This window comes from Avibacterium paragallinarum (assembly GCF_900450705.1).
Taxonomy (GTDB): Bacteria; Pseudomonadota; Gammaproteobacteria; order Enterobacterales; family Pasteurellaceae; genus Avibacterium; species Avibacterium paragallinarum.
In genome coordinates this window covers 91,566-109,663 of the sequence record NZ_UGHK01000003.1, presented here as the reverse complement: position 1 = coordinate 109,663, position 18,098 = coordinate 91,566, and the positions used below count along the sequence as shown (strand labels likewise).

Below are 18,098 nucleotides of genomic sequence, written 5' to 3'. Positions count from 1 at the left end.
TTTTTATGCTAATAATTCCAACAACTGCCCTACGGTATAAAACGAACCAAAAACGAGTAGGACATCATTTTCTTGCGAATTTTGCACCGCACTTTGTAGTGCTTGCTCCATTGAAGAAGATGAACTTGCTTTCAGCGTTTTGTTTTGCGATAACGCCACCGCTTGCAGTTCGGCTAACAATTCTTCGCCACGTTGTCCGCGATAACCTGACAAGCTAATACAATGCCATTCATCAATCACATCAAGCAATGGAGAAAGCACACCTTGCGTGTCTTTGTCTTTCAAAATGCCACAAATCGCGATGATGCGTTGTGTCGGATTTTTAAGTGCGGTCAGTTTTTCGACTAAATATTTTGCCGCGTGTGGATTATGCCCTACGTCTAAAATTGTTTGTGGCAATGTTTTTTCACTACAAGCGAGTTTTTCTGCCAAGCGGTGTCGTTGCTCATCATTCAATGCCTGAAAACGCCCCGCAAGCTGAACCTGTTGCAAGGCTTCGCGAATCTGAACTTCAGCAATATTAAACGGTAAATAAGGCAACACCGCTAAAGCCGTTGCGGCATTGGCAAGTGGTATATGCGGAAAGGGTAAATTTTCTAACCGCACTTTTTCATTGTGCCATTGCCAATCAGAGGCTGAAGCGGTGAAATGCCAATCCACATCGCGGCGGCTAACTTGGCAATGCAATTTTTCAGCCTGTGCTAACATTGAATGAGGTACATTTGGCTCGCCGATGATAACGGGTTTATTCGCCCGAAAAATCCCCGCTTTTTCAAAAGCAATTTGCTCTCGTGTATCCCCGAGAAAGTCGGTGTGATCAATATCGATACTGGTAATCACCGCCAGATCGCTATCCACAATATTAGTGGCATCTAAACGCCCGCCTAGCCCCACTTCTAAAATCACCACATCAAGCTGTGCCTGTTTGAACAAATGCAATGCGGATAAGGTGCTATATTCAAAATAAGTCAAAGATTGCGTTTTATTTTGCTCAATAAAGGCAAAAGACGCACTGTGTTGTTCATCAGGCAATTCTTGATTTTGAATGCGTACCCGTTCGTTATAACGCAGTAAATGGGGCGAAGAATACACGCCAACGCGATACCCTGCATTGAGCAAAATGCCCTCCAACAAACGGCAGGTTGTGCCTTTGCCATTTGTTCCCCCTACGGTAATTACAAAGGGGGCGGGATTTAATAAATCAAGTTGCTCCGCTACGGATTTAATACGCTCTAAGCCCAGATCAATGGCTTTGAAATGGCTTTGCTCTAAATAAGAAAGCCACTGCGACAATGGCGAAGTGGCTGTTAATTGATGACGATGGTTATTCATTCTCTAGCAGATTTTCGACGAGTTCAGGCTCAACAAAAGGCGAAGGTTTATTGGACAGTTTGCTTAATAAACTTGCCAAGGTATCACGCATTTCACCGCGTTTCACGATCATATCAATCGCCCCTTTCTCTAGTAAAAATTCACTGCGTTGGAAGCCTTCGGGCAGTTTTTCACGCACGGTTTGTTCGATAACACGAGGGCCAGCGAAGCCAATTAAGGCTTTCGGCTCGGCAATGTTAATATCCCCAAGCATTGCAAAACTGGCTGAAACACCGCCCAACGTTGGATCAGTGAGAACGGAAATAAACGGCACGCCTTTTTCACGCATTCTCGCTAACACTGCACTGGTTTTTGCCATTTGCATTAGGGAAATCAAGGCTTCTTGCATTCTTGCCCCACCGCTGGCAGAAAAACAGACAAAAGGACAATTTTCTTCAATGGCTTTTTCAGCGGCTTTGACAAATTTCGCTCCCACCACTGCTCCCATTGAACCGCCCATAAAGCTAAAGTTTGAAGCGGCGGTAACCACAGGCATTCCATATAATGTTCCAGCCATTGCGATTAACGCGTCTTTCTCGCCCGTTTCTTTTTGTGCGGCTGAGATACGATCTTTATATTTCTTTAAATCTTTAAATTTCAGCACATCTTTTGGCTCTAAATCGGCTGCAATTTCTACCGCACTTTCTTTATCTAACAATGCCAATAAACGGGTGCGAGCGTCAATACGCATATGGTGTCCACATTTTGGACAAACTTCTAAATTGCGTGTTAATTCATCGCGATATAACACTTGTTCGCAAGAAGTACATTTCGTCCACACGCCTTCTGGCACATTTGCTTTACGCGAATTGGAAGAGGTATTCTTACTAAAAATTCGATCAATCCAGCTCATTCTAAACCTTTCTTATTAACAAAAAATTCCGCTTATTACACCATAATTTAAGGCGATATTCTAGCGTTAAAATCTGACAACTGATCCGACAAATACAACGGCCCGAGTGCATTTTGTGGGATTTCAAAGGACGAAGGGTAATGCACTTGCACCAAATAAAGCCCCTCAGGTTTCGCAGTGGGTGCGGCGAGTTTACGGTTTCGTTGTGCCAACAGCCAGCTAATCCATTCCACAGGCTGCCGCCCTGCCCCCACTTCCATTAGGCTGCCTACAATGTTTCTCACCATATGATGTACAAAGGCATTGGCTTGAATATCCACGATGATGTATTTCCCTTGTCTGACCACATTCAGATGATGAATATTCCGCCACGGCGTATTAGATTGGCACTGTGCCGCTCGAAACGAGGAAAAATCATTCTCTCCAAGCAACGCTTGCCCCGCTTCGTGCATTAATTGGTGATCTAAAGGCTGATGATAATGGGTTACGCCCTCAGGTAAAATCGCCGATCGCAATTTATTATTGTAAATCACATAGCGATAACGGCGGGCAGTGGCACTAAAACGAGCGTGAAAATCATCGCTCACCTGCTTTGCCCAAGACACGGCAATATCATCAGGCAAATTCGCATTCACCCCAAAGCTCCACGCCGTTTCTGCACGCACCGCATTGGTTTCAAAATGCACCACCTGCCCCGTAGCGTGTACCCCTGAATCCGTCCGCCCCGCACAGAAAATTTGGCATTCCTCATTCGCCACAAAAGAAATGGCTTTTTCTAAACATTCCTGCACGCTAGCCACCTTTTCTTGTTTCTGCCAGCCAAAATAATTTTTTCCGTTATATTCAATGCCGAGGGCGATTTTCATTTTACGATCCTTACTAATCAAAGAGAGAGGCATTATAAAGTAAATTTAGATCTTGATGAACTCTTAACAGAAGTCCCTACTAGATGGTGAAATTTCAAATAGGATCCCACTAAAATTTAGCCAACAGTTAGGCTATGAAAAAATTATTGCTATTTTGACCCGCACTTTAGATTATCAAATAAAGCCTCTGCAGATGTCATCTTATACATCAAGTAAAACTAAAATGGCAGCTTCTCCTCCCCACTCTTTCGGTGCTTGATGTAATGCCCTTACTCTTGGATATTGTACCAACCATCGGGGTATTTGACGTTTTAACGTATAAGTGCCATATCCAGTCATAATGCTCGCACAATAAATATGTTCTCTTTCGCAAGCTTGAAACAATGCCACTAATTCTAATTTAGCCTGCTCCCTCGTTAATCCATGTAAATCTAAAAAGATTTCAGGAGAAAAATCACCTCGTCGCAACTGTTTAAGTAAATAGCTATCTTCTCCACTTCGTAGATATTTGAGTCTCCCCTCTTCATTCAATAAGGGTTCATAATCATCAGAAAAAAAGAATAGTGTATCCTCTTTTTCTCGCTGTTCTCTCAACCTCTGATTTTGGTTAGGCTTTTTATAAACAGGTATAATCTCATTTTGCTTCAAAGGTTTTATTCCTTGAACCTCATCACGGAATAGGACTAAATCTTCATCTTTTAACATATTCTCTATCTAACTACGAAAAAATAAACTTAATCATAGCATAGGATTATGTTATAAATAGCTTCAATTTAATCCTTTTAACTAGGAAATAGTTGATGAATAACTACAATCAAGAATTAACGTCCCAAATTAACACTGACGACGTTATCGCTTCGTTAAAAACAATTAAAGACTTCATTCGCTGGACATATAGCACATTTAATTGCTCAAATTTATACTATGGACACGGCTATGACAATGCTTGGGATGAAGCCCAACAACTCGTTCTAAGTGGTCTTAAATTGCCTTTTGATATTCCAAATGAGTTATATGATACTAATCTAACTCAGAGTGAAAAATCAAAACTCATCGCCCTTATTGTTGCTCGTATTGAACAGCGAATACCTATTGCCTATTTAACCCATAGTGCTTGGTTTTGTGGTTTAGAATTTTATGTGGATGAACGTGTTATTATTCCTCGTTCCCCTATTAGTGCGTTAATCGAAGAAAAATTTGCTGGTATTCTAAAACATCCCCCAAAAAGGATTATGGATATGTGTACAGGGAGCGGTTGTATCGCTATCGCTTGTGCAATGCAGTTTCCTAATGCTGAAGTCGATGCAATTGATCTTTCTACAGATGCATTAGATGTTGCTGAAATCAACATTACCCACCATAATTTGAACGATCGCGTATTTCCTATACAATCAGATTTATTCTTTAATATCCCTTTAGATAAATATGATTTAATCGTAGCCAATCCTCCTTATGTCGATCAAGAAGATCTTGATGAAATGCCAGAGGAATACCATTACGAACCTGAAATGGCACTAGGTTCTGGAATCGATGGTCTAGATATTACAAAAAGGATTTTAAAATCTGCTGCGGATTATTTAACTGACGACGGTATACTTATCTGTGAAGTTGGAAACAGTATGATTCACTTGATTGAGCAATTCCCCAATGTTCCTTTTAATTGGCTAGAATTAAAAAATGGTGGCGTTGGAGTATTCTCATTAGGTAAAAAAGATCTTATTTATTTTAAAGAATCCCTCTAAACTAAAATATCTTGCTTTAAAAAAATATTTCTTAAGTTTAAAGCCTCCAAAATGGAGGCTATTTTATTCCTTGAGTTAGTCGATAAGCCGGGTTCTGTCGTTGAACAATCATTCATCTAGGCGTTTGTTCGCACAAACGCTCAAGCAACCTACCCGAACTCTGAGCGGGCCACCCATTGAGTTCCTATTTGGTCTTGCTACGAGTGGAGTTTACCCTGCTGTGAAATGTTACCACTCACACGGTGCGCTCTTACCGCACCCTTTCACCCTTACCTGATCTCAAATGAGCCATCGGCGGTCTGCTCTCTGCTGCACTTGTCGTAGGCTCTCGCCTCCCAGACGTTATCTGGCACTCTGCCCTATGTAGCCCGGACTTTCCTCTCGTCTATTTGTCCCACTAGGTCGTTTATACAAACGGTTTAGGGCTTCAATAAACCAGCGATTGTTTGGCTAACTCAGGGCGAGAGTATAACGGAATATCAAACAAATGCAAGAAAACTCAGAAAAATGACTGCTAGAGTTCACAAAAAACTTACGTTAAAATAACCGCACTTTTTATGTGATCGGAGATAATAATGGATTATCTACACATTGCTCAAGATACCCTTGCGGTGGAGCAAAATGCCTTACGTCAATTAAGCCAACGTTTGGATCAGCAATTCAACCAAGTGGTGGATCTCATTTTGAACTGTGAAGGTCGCCTTGTGGTTGGCGGCATTGGGAAATCAGGATTAATCGGCAAAAAAATGGTTGCCACCTTTGCTTCCACTGGCACACCAAGTTTTTTCCTGCACCCAACGGAAGCCTTTCACGGTGATTTGGGAATGCTCAAGCCCATTGATATTGTGATGTTGATTTCATACAGTGGCGAAACCGATGACGTAAACAAACTCATTCCAAGCCTCAAGAATTTTGGTAATAAAATCATTGCTTTAACTAGCAATAAACAATCTACCCTCGCCAAACACGCGGACTATGTGCTGGATATTACCGTTGAGCGAGAAGTTTGCCCGAATAATCTTGCCCCCACCACTTCGGCACTGGTAACGCTGGCACTCAGCGATGCGCTTGCGGTGGCATTAATTACCGCTAGAAATTTCCAACCTGAAGATTTTGCCAAATATCACCCCGGTGGTAGCCTTGGCAAACGTTTGCTCTCACGGGTTAAAGATCAAATGCAAACGAAGCTCCCTATCGCTCAACTGGATACGTCTTTTGTCGATTGTCTCACCATTATGAACGAGAGGCGTATGGGCGTTGCTATTATAATGCAAGATGATGAATTAAAAGGCATTATTACTGATGGCGATATTCGCCGCACGCTGAGCAAACAAGGGGCTGCCGCTCTTACTACAACCGCACAAGAAATAATGACCACCAATCCGAAAACCATTTCTTCTCATTGTTATTTGGCAGAAGCGGAAAACTTTATGAAAGAAAATAAAATCCATTCCTTAATTGCCTTAGATGAGAACAATAAAGTGGTCGGCTTAATTGAATTTTCGAGCTAATACTATGATTTTAAATGAAAAACTCCAAGCAATAAAACTGGTGATTACCGATGTTGATGGCGTTCTCACCGACGGGCTTCTCCATTACGATGCCAATGGCGAAGCGATCAAAAGTTTCCACGTTCGCGATGGATTAGGTATTAGAATGTTAATGGAAAATGGCGTGCAAGTTGCCGTGTTATCGGGACGGGATTCGCCGATTTTACGCAAACGCCTTGCCGATTTAGGGATCAGCCTTTTTCTGCTCGGCAAATTAGAAAAAGAAAGTGCCTGCTTTGAATTAATGCAGCAAGCGGGCGTTACCCCCGAGCAAACCGCTTATATTGGCGATGACAGCATCGATCTCCCCGCTTTCGCCGTGTGCGGGCTTTCCTTTGCGGTGGGCGATGCGATGGATTATGTACAAAACTGTGCGGATTATGTGTTACAACATCACGGCGGCAAAGGGGCGTTTCGAGAAATGTCGGATATGATTATGCAAGCCCAAGGCACAAGCGATGCCTATGCCACCGCTCGCGGTTTTTTGAAAACCGTTGAAAATATGGCACAATAGCTTCACAGCCATAGCTATTCTTTTTTATTTATAAATCGCTATTTTTTAAATTTAAACGACAATTAATGCGGAGGGATTGAATAATTTTAATGCACTTGTACCAAAAAAAATAAATTTTACTTGCAAGTAAAAATGAAACTCGTATAATTCGCTTCGTCCTAAAAACAAAGCTATTTTTTAAATAGAATATTTTGCCAGTGTGACGAAATTGGTAGACGTAGCGGATTCAAAATCCGCCGCCCTTAAAAGCGTGCCGGTTCGAGTCCGGCCACTGGCACCATTAAGAATTTCGTGTTAAGCTGTAGGTTAAGCCTTTCAAATCAATAACTTACGGCTTTTTTCTTTTCTGGTGAACTATCCAAAATATCATTTTTAGCATCAAATTTTGTCGTGTCTAAAAGGCACTTTGACGTAAGTTTGACGTGATTTGTGTAGCTTAACAGATGGTCTGCATTGAGATGCGCATAACGTTTGACCATCTCCAATGTTTCCCAGCCACCAAGTTCTTTCAATACCATTAATGGCGTACCGTTTTGGACGTGCCAACTTGCCCAAGTATGCCGTAAATCGTGAAAGCGAAAATCATTAATATTGCAACGCTTGGCCGCACGATTGAAGTCATCACGATCGACTTCTATTATTCGCTTCCCCTTACCACGGTGAAAAACATAGGGTGATAGTTGTTCTTCCCGCCGCCTTGCGATTATGGATAAAGCTTCTTCGCCTAACAATAGCGATCTTGCACGCCCTGATTTAGCAATATCACTACTTACAATAGCAATATTGCGAGAAAGATCTATTTTATCCCAAGTAAACGATAAAATTTCAGTCATTCTTGCCCCGGTGGCAAGAGCAAAAGCACACACATCTCGCATCCAGCTAAGCTGCAATGCGTTAAGAAGTTCAAGGGCTTGTGGCTGAGTGATCCAGCGCACCCTAACTTTAGGCTCTTTATTTTTAGGGATATAAGGGATACTATCTATCCAACCTGCTTTTTGAGCAAGCGATAAAACACGCATTATTGAGCTACGATAACGGTTTTGTGTGGATAGCGATAATTTTTCCCCCGTACTTGTTTTGTGCGTAGGGAGATTATTTACAATATCATCAGTTGTTAAAGAGCTAAGAGTTCGCCCAGCCAATACAGATCGCCAATATTCCGTGTGGCGTATTTTGGTCTTAAAATCTTTTTGCCCTTGCGAAACTTCAAGAAACCTTATTAGTGCTTCTTCGATCGTTCTTTCGGGCTTTTTATTGAGTCTCTCGACTTGCCAATATTCGTGTTTTAGCTTATCGTGTAACTCTTGGGCTAATTTCTTTTCAGTTGTTTGAGCAGAGCGTCTAATTCTCTGGCCGCTCGGTGTGGTAATATCGATTTGCCATACACCGAATTCATTTTTTCTGATCGGCATAATTTCTCCTTATCGCCGACCTGATCGTCTAATCGGCAAACATTTTGCGTGTTTTGCCGTTTCTGATCAAGCGTTGTTTTACTTACTCGCCATACTCGAGATCCTTCCATACGGAAAAAGCCCCAATGAAACCGATGAGCATAAACTGCGCCATAACTCATCTTAAGCCTAGTGGCCACTTCTTTAATTGTTAGCGTTTCTTCCATTCCTACCCCACTAAATCCCCAGCTCCCCTTCTATCGGCAACAACTTTGCCGAGTGAATGGATCGGGTATTTTGTTGTAAGCTGACCTTGTAAAAGGCCAGGCTGAAGCAGGTTTAGCATTTTGGCGACCAATTTCTCGCTAGTAAACACTTCGCCAAAATCTTTTACCCTTGCTTTCGATTTAATTAATTTATCCATATCCATTTAATCACCCAAGTTATTATTGCCACTGGCAATCCCACAAAAGCAAGCAATGCCAACAGATAAAATACAGCCATCACTAATAAGAGATGCTTATCATCGTTGTTCATATTCTCTCCAATAAAAAAGCCCAACTTGCTAGTTTAGGCTTGTTGTAAATAATCTGATAATCGTACCCCAATCCATTGCATAACAGGCACAGCCATACTGTTTCCAATTGCTTTATAGCGTGGACTATCAGGGCATTGTTCCGCGGGTTTATTACGATAGGGGATTTTCGTGTAATCGTCAGGGAAGCCTTGTAACCGTTCACATTCTTTTGGCGTGAGCTTTCTTATAGTATGATCATAAGCGACACCATATCCTTCGCTACCTTGATTTGCCCGCATTGTGAGGGCAATGTTATTGCTACTCTTAGGCGTTGTATCGCCGTTCCAGCTCACACATTGGTTGTCGTAAGCAACGGCGTGAACATCCGTGTCACCAAAGCCGTTGCCATTACCGCCGTTATGAGGCTGCCGTCCGATGGTGTTACCTGTAAGAGTAATACAGGGGACGTTGTTACCGCCTGTTCTCATTCGAGTTTTTAACGTGGGGGATAAGGATTTTTTCGCTATCCTTACCGCTTCCACGCCTTTGATTTCAAAAAGGACATTTTCTTGTCCATTATTTCGTCCCAAACAATAGGCTTGATTTTTAGCAATCATCGGGTTTTGCGTTCCGTGTATAATGACCGCCACTTAACGCACCACCGCAACGTTTTAGCGTCCCAGCGATGTTTGTTGAACGGTATGCTCCAAAGCTGCTTTCAGCAAAGGCGGTAGAGTTTTCTTGCGGATTTCCGCACGGCGTAATATTCCCAGACAGGCTTTGGCGCTCAACGAGTATTTCGGCGACACTTCGCCCTCTAGCACTTGCCACAAGGAACACTCTTTTACGGCGTTGGGCGACTCCGAAATATTGAGCGTCGAGGGTTCGCCAGACGAGGGTGCGTTTTGAATGCACATAACCAGCGTTTGTCCATTTTCGCCCTGCTGGTTGTAAAGGCTTTGATTCTTGAGCCAATCCAGCCAAAAGGTGTCCGAATGCGTTGTCCTTGGTGGATAACACACCTGGCACGTTTTCCCACACAAGTACACAGGGACGTTGTCCATTTTGGTATCTGACATAATCAATTGCCTCTAAAATATGGATTAAAACTAAGGTTAAATTTCCCCAGTCGTCATTTAGGGATTGTCGGTTTCCTGCCACTGAAAATGCTTGGCAAGGTGTGCCACCCACTAACACATCTGGAGCAGGGATTTCTCGATTAAGTATTTTTTGCGGTAATAAGGTCATATCGCCTAAATTTGGGACATTGGGGAAATGGTGAGCAAGTACCGCACTTGGGAAAGGTTCAATCTCACTAAACCATAGGGGAGTAGCGAATGTGTGCCAAGCACAGGTAACAGCTTCTATGCCTGAACAAACAGATCCGTAAGTAAACATAAATTTCCTTGCGATAATAAAAAATCCACTTGTTACAGTGGCTTATTGGTCTTAAAAGAGCGGTTTTATTTTGTTAAATTTCTACTGTTCCAATATTAACGGTAATATCTGTATCTTTTAATTCGCTTGTTAATTTATCGGCAAATTCTTTCGCGATCGCTTCTTGGATTTGCTCTGCTTTAATGAGACGAGCAACTAATACAGGTTTATCACCACCAGTTAAAATTGAGAGACGTAAGGTAAAGGCTTGGCAATCTAGACCTTTATAAGTAACAGTGTTGAAAACAAAATATTTTGGTAACTGTAACTTACTTTTGGCCTCAACACTTTCCATCGCTGAACGTGATGCCGAAAAATCACCGACTTCGTGATCTTCATACGCTTTCCTTTTCTCCAATAAAAAACCGCTATTTAGCGGTTAAATTTTATTGATCATTCACTGCAACCACCAAAGAACTGATCAAATATTAATTTGTTAGGCATATTGGTAACCTTACCCGCTTCATCAATATGTAAATCAATATAATCGCCATAATCATTAGGTAAACAATCAGGAATATAATTATTAATCAGTGAGCTAATAACATTTTTATTTTCATCTAGTAAATAATAGGGGCTGTCCTAGATAACTAGACTAAACTCCCTTTAACCAATTGTTTTAAAATAGAAATTTGACTTTTTATGTTGCTGTAATTAAAACGCCATTCACATTCCTTTAAATAAAGCTCAAAATGCGCTTTTGGGATACCATTAAATTTGCGTAAATGGCGTTTTGCTTGGCTCCAAAAATTCTCAATTCCGTTAATGTGGTTATGATTTTCAGCAAAATGTGTGCTGTGATTGATACGAAAATGACTAAATTCACTCACATCAAGCACGTCATAACTACGATAATTATCGGTGTAAACAATACTATCAGGCTTTACCTGCTCCCGAATAATGGGTAACAAGGTGGCAGATTGCGTATTTGGAACCGCAACGGTATAAACCTTGCCATTGCGCTTGAGAAGCCCGAATACCGCAATTTTCCCTGCCGCACCACGACCACGTTTGCCTTTGCGAGCACCGCCAAAATAACTTTCATCGGCTTCAATTTCACCTTCAAACATCTCTAAGTGAAGGCTGTTTTGATAGATGAGTTGGCGTAAACGATGAAAGTAATATGCGGCAGTCGTTTTGTTTACATTGACTAACTCTGCTGCTGTCCTTGCAGTAACACCTGCAACAAATAGCTCAATGAGTTTATTTTGTTTGTGCTGACTTAGACGACTTTTTCTCATTGGTTCATTCTAACCTAAATAGATTTTTTAGTTGTTATCTAGGACAGCCCCAAATTATTTTGATAACAAACTCAGACGAAACAGACACGGGTGATTACAGCAATGAATATGTTGATTGCAAAGTATTATCGCCAAGTGATGCTGAAAAGGCTTGGAAAATCACCTTGCAACTTTTGCCAATAGTTGTAGCTGATTAATTAACTTAACTCCCCAATCCCAGAATAAAAACTGGGATTTTTATTGCATAAAAATGCAATTTTTTCTCATATATTCTCCCCTTTTGTTCATATTTGTTTATATTTACCCATATTTACCTACTTAGCATTCATTTTTATGTAAAATAAAATCCAATTTTTAGGGGGTATAAGCGATTTTTAAGCTAAAGAGGGGTAACCCCATTAATTAACCATTTTAGGCTTGCTATGAGGGTTTGAGAAAGGATTTAATAGGTGTTGCCGATCAATTTCTTGCTTTTGATCGTTTTGTCATATAGAATAAGCTCAATATCTCGTGTTTCTCTAAGGAGAAAAGCACAAGATAGAGAAAACCCCAAATAAGTTAAACCTATTTGGGGCTACAATTTGGTTATCATATATCGAAGTTTACCCGACCGAAATATATGATACCTTAACCACGAAATTCCTTGAAATACAAGGAATCAATTTGTGTTCTTTTGCTTGACATTTAGAAAAGCGATGGGAATTATACAAATTATTTCGTGTTAGCTCAAGGAATTTCTTTCATTAAAAAGGAGTTCCTTATGGAATATTCTGATGAAAGAGGTATTTTTATTCTTCGCTGGGCTCGTCGTTTACCTAATGGAAACTGGTTAAGAGCGAAAAATAAACCTTTTAAAATCTATATTCATTACTTTTAATTCAAAATCCCGCCAAGTGCGGGATTTTTTTCAAAAAAATTCCCCAGTTAAGTGATCGATTGAAAAATCCCGTGTGATAATGCCTAAGAAATCAAGACGGGAGATTAAAAATGAGTCATTTTGAAGATGTTGCAGATTGCTTACCCCCTGTTGTGCTGGAGATGGTGGATTTGGTGGGTTTTGAGGTTACGGAAAAAATCGTTCGTCATTTTGGTGGGGTATGTTTTTTATTTAGTGATGGAGCAATCTATTTCCCACGCCTGAAAAGCCTGATTGGACGAGAAAATGCCACGATTTTACGCCAGTATTTTAAAAGTGAAGAAATCTATATTCCTCGCTGTGAAGTGGCATTAAGAACCTTGCGCAACACCCGCCTTGTGAATGAATTTTTGATTAAAACTCAAGTAGAAGAAAAAAGCGGACGCACAGCAATGTTAGAACTTTGCCCCAAATATGCCCTTTCTGATCGCCAGGCGTGGGAAATTGTGCGTAATGCCCAACGCAACTCACCGCTTGCGACCCAATCATCCCTATTTTAACTGTGGAAGTGCTTTGTCTATTAGGCTAACCACACAAATCTGATAATCACCTCAATAATGTCTTTGATTATTGAGGTTTTTTTATGCCCTTTCCTATTACAAAAATCGTGATCCACTGTTCTGCCACACAGAACGGTAAACCCTTACGCAATAAAACCCAGTCAGCAGCCCAAGTGATTGACAACTGGCACAAACAGCGTGGTTTTAGGCGTAATCCTATCAATACCCAACATTTTAACCCGCACTTGTCGCATATTGGCTACCACTTTGTCATTGATACGGACGGCACGATAGAAACAGGTCGTCAAGAGGGTGAGAACGGGGCGCACGTTAAAGGGCATAACGCCCACAGTCTAGGCATTTGCCTTGTGGGTGGTGTCAGTATTGATGGCAAAAATTATGGACGTTTTACCGCCAAGCAGTGGCAAGCATTGCACAAGCTGTTGCGTGAGCTTGAAGCAAAATACCCAGAAGCACGCATTTATGGACATCGTGATTTATCGCCTGATTTAAATGGCGACGGCACGATTAGCCCGAATGAGTGGCTTAAGGATTGCCCGTGTTTTGATGTGTGGGAATGGTTGGACGCCGAAGAAATTATTAACGTTGATCATTTGTTTAAGGATTAAGAAATCTCCCCTAGCCCCTCTTTTTCAAAGAGGGGGATTGGTAAGGGCGTATCGCATACGCCCCATAAACCCGAATAAGGAAATAAAAGGGCGTACGCGGTACGCCCCTTGTATATTAAAATTAATATAAAATAGCAACAAAACCCCGTTATCTGCATCTCGCGTCCGCCCTAGGCAACAAACCGAGTTGTAGCAATGAGAGCAGATAACATTTCACCAAAAAACCGAACAGTTGCCAGACTTAAACCCGAATGCAAGGCAGGTTAATGATGAATGAACAAACTTATTGTGGTATTGATGTTGCTAAACGTCATTTCGTCATTGGGCTTTCTACCCAAAAACGAACTAAGACCGAAACCAACAATCCGAAAGGGATTGCGCATACCATTGAGTATTTACGTCGTTTCAGTGTGGACTTAATTGTCCTTGAAAGCACCGGTGGGCTTGAACTTCCATTAGCTAAAGCACTCCACCGCACAGGCTTTCGTGTGGTGATTGCTAACCCGCGACAAACCAATCAGTTTGCGATGTCGCAATCACTAGCAAAAACCGACAATAAAGATGCCAAAATGTTGGCTTTTTACGCCCAAATGCTCGCAATGCGTGATAATGTAGCACAGCAGCTTTACATACCACCCACTCCCGAGCAGGAACAGCTTGAAGCCCTTGTTTCACGCCGTAATCAGCTTGTTGAAATGCGTTTTGCGGAGAAAAACCGCCTTGAACAAGTTCATTCCACACAAGTATTCAGTGTTGAACAGCATATCGACTATCTCAGCCTGCGTATTGATGAGCTGGATAGGGAAATCGAACAGCATCTCAAACATTTTGACGATACAATAAAAAAGTTTAAAGACATCAAAGGGTTGGGTACACAAACAATAGCCGTTTTGATGTCAATGTTGCCTGAGTTAGGTCAATACACACATAAACAAATCGCTTCACTTGTTGGTGTTGCACCCCATCCTAAAGAAAGTGGCAACACCAAATGGAAAAGCCGCTGTTCAGGTGGTCGCAAAGCCGTACGAAATGCACTGTATATGGCAACATTTGTTTGTGTGCGTTTTGAGCCTAAACTCAAACAATTTTACGAACGCTTACGTGCTAATGGTAAGGCGTTCAAAGTGGCGATTAACGCCTGTATGCGTAAGCTTCTCACCATTTTAAATGCGATTGTCCGCGATGACTCGCAATGGGACGCTCACGCACTTTAATTAACGAATTTGTATTTTTGCTTTTTAGCTGAATACAGTTGCTTGCGTTACCTTTTTCTACATCGGTAACTACGCCTTTATCATCGGCTCGCCTGAAGTGTATATTGATCATTTCCACATTGATCCGCAACATTTCGGCTGGCTGTTTGGGTTGAACATTGTCGGCGTAATGATATTGAGCCTCGCCAATCGCTTTTTGGTGAAACGCTTTAACCTCGATCAGCTATTGCGTGCCACCACCGCTTTCGCCAGCCTAATGGGGCTGTTTATCGCCTTTTTTGCCTACACCCACATCGGCGGTATGGTGAGCCTCATCATCAGCGTATTTTTCTATTTCTCAATGGTTGGCATCATCGCCGCCTGTGCCACCATTGCCTCCCTCGATCGCGTCCCCGAAATGGCAGGCTCAGGCTCGGCACTAATGGGGTCATTGCAATACGGCAGTGGCATCATCTCCTCCCTGCTGCTCGCCGCCTTTTCAGACGGCAGCGCGTGGGCAATGGCGTGGATAATGGCTGCTTCCGCGATGTTGAGTGCGGTGATGATGTGGGGGAATATGGCTAATGCTAATAAAAAAGTGCGGTGAAAAATGACCGCACTTTTTTCCTTGCTTCCACATCACGACTGTTTTAATCTAACGCTTGAAAAAACATCATCTTAACAACATCATCATAGCAAAAGGAGTTTAATATGGGACACATCTCAACACTTCATTACACAGGCGATTTACACAACGATATGGTGCATTTGCAAAGTGGCGATAAAATTTCCACAGATGCCCCTGTGGATAACAATGGCAAGGGTGAGGCATTTTCACCAACAGATTTACTTGCGGTTTCCCTCGCTGCTTGTGCAATGACGATTATGGGCATTAAGGCGAAGACGTTGGATCTTGATTTACGTGGTACTAGAGTTGAAATTGAAAAAGAAATGGCATTAAATCCGCGTAGGGTGGCTCGCGTTAGCTTGGATTTTTATTTATCCCAAGAGCTAGATGAAAACAGTCGCCGTGTTTTAGAAGAAGCAGCACACACCTGCCCTGTGTCAAAAAGTTTAAGTGCAGAATTAGTGCAAGAGTTCCGTTTTCATTACCTCTAAAACATCTTGTTTGTGAAAAAATACGGTTAGTTTAGACGTATTTTTTTGCTTATTTTAACTTTTCTTTATACGGAAGAAATATTGAATAGAAAAATAAGGACAAATCTAAGCTTGTCCTTATTGATGGGTGTAAAAAATCTTAACGCCTAATTTCGCTTTTTTCAAATAGCCTGCTTTCTGCCCAATAGCAAGAAAAACAAGCAATGCCATATAAACTGAGACAGATGAGCGAAGTGAGGCAAATATCCCCCGCCTGCTAATCCGAAGATTTACGGTGTCATCTGCGATCATAACTGAGCCCAACTTCACAACATCATCACCGATTAAATAAATATGCCTTTCACGCTATCAACAACAATAGCTTTTTACATCTTTTGTAACTAAACAATTTGTACCTGCAAACTTTCTATATTGATAAATTTAGCACTAAAAGCGATGATCTGATAATCGGCTAATCCATTACGGTAAAACACATCTTCCGTCAAAATATGTTGCAAGGCTTCTTTGTTTTCCGCTTGGGCGATAATCAAACCGCCTTTATGATTATCGTAGGGGCCAAACAGCAAGAAGTTGCCTGCCTCGGCGTATTGTTTCAGCCACGCACGGTGTCCGTCTAATAAGGCGTTCACCGCGTCGCTGGGTGCTAATGAAATCTGTACTAAAAACATACCGCACTTCCTTATTTTTGCAACTGTGCCGCTAAACGCTCGGCGTGTGCCACCCCTTTGGCTTGCACTTCAACGATTTGCTCAGGCGTGCTGACGTTGGGAATAGTCGTCATACCGTTGGAATACACAGGCGGCTGCCATTCCATTTGGCACAAAAAGGCAAGCTGTTGAAACGCTGGCAAAAACTGCTCCACCGTGTGGTGCATCGCAGCCTCTGGCTGGTACAGCTCCGCCGCCGCACCCGTGGTGAACGACATCACCAGCTTTTTGCCTTTCACTTTATCGCCCGTTGAACCGTGTGCGAAGCCATACACAAACACCTCGTCCACCCATTTTTTCAGCAAGGCAGGATAGCTGTACCAATAAAACGGAAATTGCAACACAATGGTATCCGTTTGCATTAAACGGTTTTGCTCCGCCGCTACGTCAATACGGAAATCAGGATATTGGCTATCCAAATGCACAAATTCCGCCGTTGGTAAAAGTTTTTTTAACTGGTTCAAAATGGTTTGATTCGCCACCGATTGGGTTAAATTGGGGTGGCTGGAGATGATGAGAATAGACATTGTTTTTTCCTTATGTGTTGTCGTTTGATTTCAAAATAATACGGCGTTCTTTCGCCTTGCCGTACTATCTATACTGTCTTCGGCTCATTGCCTTGTCTTATTTTGGACTGAAACGACAATGAATGAATAGGTTGCACAGTATAGACAAAGTGAATTGTATTGACTAGATTAAGAATGGCTAAAACAGAATTAGGGGAAATCGAAGAATGGATGGTTTGAAGTACAATAATCAAACTCGTACGAATAGAAAAAGGTAAGTTAGCTAAAGCAAAATTTGACTAGAATGATCTTAGCTACTTTGAACAATGTCATCAGAAAAATACGGTGAAAAACACCACACTTATCTATCCAAGTGCGGTGTAATTTTTGAAACTTTTATTCTTCTAATAAATTATCTTTTGCGGCTTTGAGATATTGTAGCATAGACCAAACGGTCAAAATGGCGGCGATATACAAGAACACGATACCTGCAATTTCCATTAACACATTATAACGCCATAGCAATCCACCTAATGCGAGCATTTGTGAAGCGGTTTTCACTTTTCCGAGCCAAGACACCGCCACTTTGTTGCGGCTGCCGATTTCAGCCATCCATTCACGCAGGGCAGACACGATAATTTCCCTTGAGATCATTACGATTGCAGGCAAGGTTACCCAAAAACTATGCTGATATTCCACCACTAAAACTAGGGCGGCAACCACCATTACTTTATCCGCCACAGGATCTAAAAACGCCCCAAATGGCGTGCTTTGATTCCATTTTCGCGCTAGATAGCCATCAAACCAGTCTGTAACAGCTGCGACAAAAAAGATCGCAGTGGTTAAAAATGGTGCCCAAGAAAAAGGGAGATAAAACGTCAAGACAAAAAATGGGATTAAAATCACACGGAATAGGGTCAGAATTGTAGGGAAATTTAATTTCATAGGATGTAACAATCACAGAAAATAGATAATCGTTGATTATTTTAAAGCATATTTTTCTAATTAGAAAACACTATTTAAAAAAATATCCCTCTGAAAAGAAG

Annotated in this window: 21 protein-coding genes, 1 tRNA gene, 1 other RNA gene and 1 pseudogene; 10 read left to right on the top strand and 14 right to left on the bottom strand. The window is 41.7% G+C overall.

Going from position 1 to position 18,098, the window contains the following annotated elements:
- Window positions 1–3: 3 nt before the first annotated feature.
- From folC to smrB, 4 genes are all read right to left on the bottom strand, one after another.
- On the bottom strand, window positions 4–1,332 hold the full coding sequence (gene folC, locus DXZ23_RS14875; protein WP_017807441.1) for a bifunctional tetrahydrofolate synthase/dihydrofolate synthase: 1,329 nt from the start codon (window positions 1,330–1,332) through the stop codon (window positions 4–6).
- Entirely contained in the window at window positions 1,325–2,224 is a 900-nt protein-coding gene (gene accD, locus DXZ23_RS14870) for an acetyl-CoA carboxylase, carboxyltransferase subunit beta (RefSeq protein ID WP_017807442.1), read from the bottom strand. Before accD ends, folC begins: the two co-directional genes overlap by 8 nt.
- 47 nt (window positions 2,225–2,271) lie before the next feature.
- Window positions 2,272–3,090: a tRNA pseudouridine(38-40) synthase TruA gene (gene truA, locus DXZ23_RS14865; protein ID WP_017807443.1), complete on the bottom strand. Its 819-nt coding sequence runs from the start codon at window positions 3,088–3,090 to the stop codon at window positions 2,272–2,274.
- Window positions 3,091–3,291: 201 nt separating this feature from the next.
- Entirely contained in the window at window positions 3,292–3,795 is a 504-nt protein-coding gene (smrB, locus tag DXZ23_RS14860; protein ID WP_017807444.1) for an endonuclease SmrB, read from the bottom strand.
- A 95-nt stretch (window positions 3,796–3,890) separates the two neighbouring features.
- Here smrB and prmB point away from each other — a divergent pair, with 95 nt between their 5' ends.
- Window positions 3,891–4,832, top strand: coding sequence for a 50S ribosomal protein L3 N(5)-glutamine methyltransferase (gene prmB / locus DXZ23_RS14855; protein WP_017807445.1), 942 nt, complete (start codon window positions 3,891–3,893; stop codon window positions 4,830–4,832).
- A 67-nt stretch (window positions 4,833–4,899) separates the two neighbouring features.
- Here prmB and rnpB read toward each other — a convergent pair.
- Window positions 4,900–5,290, bottom strand: an RNA gene (gene rnpB, locus DXZ23_RS14850) — RNase P RNA component class A.
- 117 nt (window positions 5,291–5,407) lie between these two features.
- On the opposite strand from rnpB, the gene DXZ23_RS14845 reads away from it, so the two are divergent.
- The 3 genes from DXZ23_RS14845 (at window position 5,408) to DXZ23_RS14835 (ending at window position 7,176) form a co-directional block, all read left to right on the top strand.
- A complete protein-coding gene (locus DXZ23_RS14845; protein ID WP_017807446.1) occupies window positions 5,408–6,343 on the top strand; it encodes a KpsF/GutQ family sugar isomerase in 936 nt (311 codons plus the stop codon).
- Between the two features lie 4 nt (window positions 6,344–6,347).
- Window positions 6,348–6,896, top strand: coding sequence for a KdsC family phosphatase (locus DXZ23_RS14840; RefSeq protein WP_017807447.1), 549 nt, complete (start codon window positions 6,348–6,350; stop codon window positions 6,894–6,896).
- Window positions 6,897–7,089: 193 nt separating this feature from the next.
- Window positions 7,090–7,176 (top strand) — tRNA-Leu (locus DXZ23_RS14835).
- 40 nt (window positions 7,177–7,216) lie between these two features.
- Here DXZ23_RS14835 and DXZ23_RS14830 read toward each other — a convergent pair.
- The 6 genes and pseudogenes from DXZ23_RS14830 to DXZ23_RS14800 all read right to left on the bottom strand — a co-directional run bounded on the left by DXZ23_RS14830 (window position 7,217) and on the right by DXZ23_RS14800 (window position 11,482).
- A complete protein-coding gene (locus DXZ23_RS14830) occupies window positions 7,217–8,308 on the bottom strand; it encodes a tyrosine-type recombinase/integrase (RefSeq protein WP_017807448.1) in 1,092 nt (363 codons plus the stop codon).
- 208 nt (window positions 8,309–8,516) lie between these two features.
- The gene (locus tag DXZ23_RS15655; RefSeq protein ID WP_017807449.1) at window positions 8,517–8,717 is read right to left on the bottom strand and encodes a hypothetical protein; all 201 of its coding nucleotides are present in this window, start codon (window positions 8,715–8,717) and stop codon (window positions 8,517–8,519) included.
- A complete protein-coding gene (locus tag DXZ23_RS16075; protein ID WP_017807450.1) occupies window positions 8,699–8,824 on the bottom strand; it encodes a hypothetical protein in 126 nt (41 codons plus the stop codon). Before DXZ23_RS16075 ends, DXZ23_RS15655 begins: the two co-directional genes overlap by 19 nt.
- A 33-nt stretch (window positions 8,825–8,857) precedes the next feature.
- Window positions 8,858–10,202: pseudogene (locus DXZ23_RS14810) on the bottom strand (DNA cytosine methyltransferase).
- Between the two features lie 73 nt (window positions 10,203–10,275).
- Window positions 10,276–10,599 carry a DUF2303 family protein gene (locus tag DXZ23_RS14805; protein ID WP_021724739.1) on the bottom strand — a complete coding sequence of 108 codons (324 nt, stop codon included), beginning with the start codon at window positions 10,597–10,599 and terminating at the stop codon, window positions 10,276–10,278.
- Between the two features lie 232 nt (window positions 10,600–10,831).
- Window positions 10,832–11,482 (bottom strand): IS1595-like element ISHpa1 family transposase, encoded by a 651-nt coding sequence (locus tag DXZ23_RS14800; RefSeq protein WP_017805306.1) that lies wholly within the window; start codon window positions 11,480–11,482, stop codon window positions 10,832–10,834.
- Between the two features lie 59 nt (window positions 11,483–11,541).
- On the opposite strand from DXZ23_RS14800, the gene DXZ23_RS15605 reads away from it, so the two are divergent.
- From DXZ23_RS15605 to DXZ23_RS14775, 6 genes are all read left to right on the top strand, one after another.
- A complete protein-coding gene (locus tag DXZ23_RS15605; protein ID WP_158529152.1) occupies window positions 11,542–11,679 on the top strand; it encodes a hypothetical protein in 138 nt (45 codons plus the stop codon).
- Between the two features lie 790 nt (window positions 11,680–12,469).
- Window positions 12,470–12,898, top strand: a complete 429-nt coding sequence (locus tag DXZ23_RS14795; RefSeq protein ID WP_017807259.1) for a Mor transcription activator family protein — start codon at window positions 12,470–12,472, stop codon at window positions 12,896–12,898.
- 83 nt (window positions 12,899–12,981) lie between these two features.
- Window positions 12,982–13,527 (top strand): N-acetylmuramoyl-L-alanine amidase, encoded by a 546-nt coding sequence (locus DXZ23_RS14790; RefSeq protein ID WP_017807258.1) that lies wholly within the window; start codon window positions 12,982–12,984, stop codon window positions 13,525–13,527.
- Between the two features lie 266 nt (window positions 13,528–13,793).
- Window positions 13,794–14,741: an IS110 family transposase gene (locus DXZ23_RS14785; protein WP_017805811.1), complete on the top strand. Its 948-nt coding sequence runs from the start codon at window positions 13,794–13,796 to the stop codon at window positions 14,739–14,741.
- Between the two features lie 97 nt (window positions 14,742–14,838).
- Complete coding sequence (locus tag DXZ23_RS14780; protein ID WP_017807256.1) at window positions 14,839–15,327, top strand: hypothetical protein; 489 nt, start codon at window positions 14,839–14,841, stop codon at window positions 15,325–15,327.
- Between the two features lie 104 nt (window positions 15,328–15,431).
- Window positions 15,432–15,839: an OsmC family protein gene (locus DXZ23_RS14775; RefSeq protein WP_017807255.1), complete on the top strand. Its 408-nt coding sequence runs from the start codon at window positions 15,432–15,434 to the stop codon at window positions 15,837–15,839.
- A gap of 380 nt (window positions 15,840–16,219) precedes the next feature.
- Here the strand turns inward: DXZ23_RS14775 and DXZ23_RS14770 are convergent, their stop codons facing one another.
- The 3 genes from DXZ23_RS14770 to pgsA all read right to left on the bottom strand — a co-directional run bounded on the left by DXZ23_RS14770 (window position 16,220) and on the right by pgsA (window position 17,997).
- A complete protein-coding gene (locus tag DXZ23_RS14770; RefSeq protein WP_017807253.1) occupies window positions 16,220–16,507 on the bottom strand; it encodes a YciI family protein in 288 nt (95 codons plus the stop codon).
- Between the two features lie 11 nt (window positions 16,508–16,518).
- A complete protein-coding gene (locus DXZ23_RS14765; RefSeq protein WP_017807252.1) occupies window positions 16,519–17,073 on the bottom strand; it encodes an NAD(P)H-dependent oxidoreductase in 555 nt (184 codons plus the stop codon).
- A gap of 375 nt (window positions 17,074–17,448) precedes the next feature.
- Window positions 17,449–17,997, bottom strand: coding sequence for a CDP-diacylglycerol--glycerol-3-phosphate 3-phosphatidyltransferase (gene pgsA / locus DXZ23_RS14760; RefSeq protein WP_017807251.1), 549 nt, complete (start codon window positions 17,995–17,997; stop codon window positions 17,449–17,451).
- Between the last annotated feature and the right edge of the window lie 101 nt (window positions 17,998–18,098).

Excerpts from the sequence above, each read along its gene's own strand:
- DXZ23_RS14800 (WP_017805306.1), bottom strand. The coding sequence starts at position 11,482 with ATGAGAAAAAGTCGTCTAAGTCAGCACAAACAAAATAAACTCATTGAG.
- DXZ23_RS14795 (WP_017807259.1), top strand. The coding sequence starts at position 12,470 with ATGAGTCATTTTGAAGATGTTGCAGATTGCTTACCCCCTGTTGTGCTG.
- pgsA (WP_017807251.1), bottom strand. The coding sequence starts at position 17,997 with ATGAAATTAAATTTCCCTACAATTCTGACCCTATTCCGTGTGATTTTA.
- DXZ23_RS15655 (WP_017807449.1), bottom strand. The coding sequence starts at position 8,717 with ATGGATATGGATAAATTAATTAAATCGAAAGCAAGGGTAAAAGATTTT.
- DXZ23_RS14765 (WP_017807252.1), bottom strand. The coding sequence starts at position 17,073 with ATGTCTATTCTCATCATCTCCAGCCACCCCAATTTAACCCAATCGGTG.
- DXZ23_RS14845 (WP_017807446.1), top strand. The coding sequence starts at position 5,408 with ATGGATTATCTACACATTGCTCAAGATACCCTTGCGGTGGAGCAAAAT.
- DXZ23_RS14785 (WP_017805811.1), top strand. The coding sequence starts at position 13,794 with ATGATGAATGAACAAACTTATTGTGGTATTGATGTTGCTAAACGTCAT.
- DXZ23_RS14790 (WP_017807258.1), top strand. The coding sequence starts at position 12,982 with ATGCCCTTTCCTATTACAAAAATCGTGATCCACTGTTCTGCCACACAG.
- DXZ23_RS16075 (WP_017807450.1), bottom strand. The coding sequence starts at position 8,824 with ATGAACAACGATGATAAGCATCTCTTATTAGTGATGGCTGTATTTTAT.
- DXZ23_RS14775 (WP_017807255.1), top strand. The coding sequence starts at position 15,432 with ATGGGACACATCTCAACACTTCATTACACAGGCGATTTACACAACGAT.
- smrB (WP_017807444.1), bottom strand. The coding sequence starts at position 3,795 with ATGTTAAAAGATGAAGATTTAGTCCTATTCCGTGATGAGGTTCAAGGA.
- DXZ23_RS14830 (WP_017807448.1), bottom strand. The coding sequence starts at position 8,308 with ATGCCGATCAGAAAAAATGAATTCGGTGTATGGCAAATCGATATTACC.
- prmB (WP_017807445.1), top strand. The coding sequence starts at position 3,891 with ATGAATAACTACAATCAAGAATTAACGTCCCAAATTAACACTGACGAC.
- DXZ23_RS14770 (WP_017807253.1), bottom strand. The coding sequence starts at position 16,507 with ATGTTTTTAGTACAGATTTCATTAGCACCCAGCGACGCGGTGAACGCC.
- accD (WP_017807442.1), bottom strand. The coding sequence starts at position 2,224 with ATGAGCTGGATTGATCGAATTTTTAGTAAGAATACCTCTTCCAATTCG.
- DXZ23_RS14840 (WP_017807447.1), top strand. The coding sequence starts at position 6,348 with ATGATTTTAAATGAAAAACTCCAAGCAATAAAACTGGTGATTACCGAT.
- truA (WP_017807443.1), bottom strand. The coding sequence starts at position 3,090 with ATGAAAATCGCCCTCGGCATTGAATATAACGGAAAAAATTATTTTGGC.
- folC (WP_017807441.1), bottom strand. The coding sequence starts at position 1,332 with ATGAATAACCATCGTCATCAATTAACAGCCACTTCGCCATTGTCGCAG.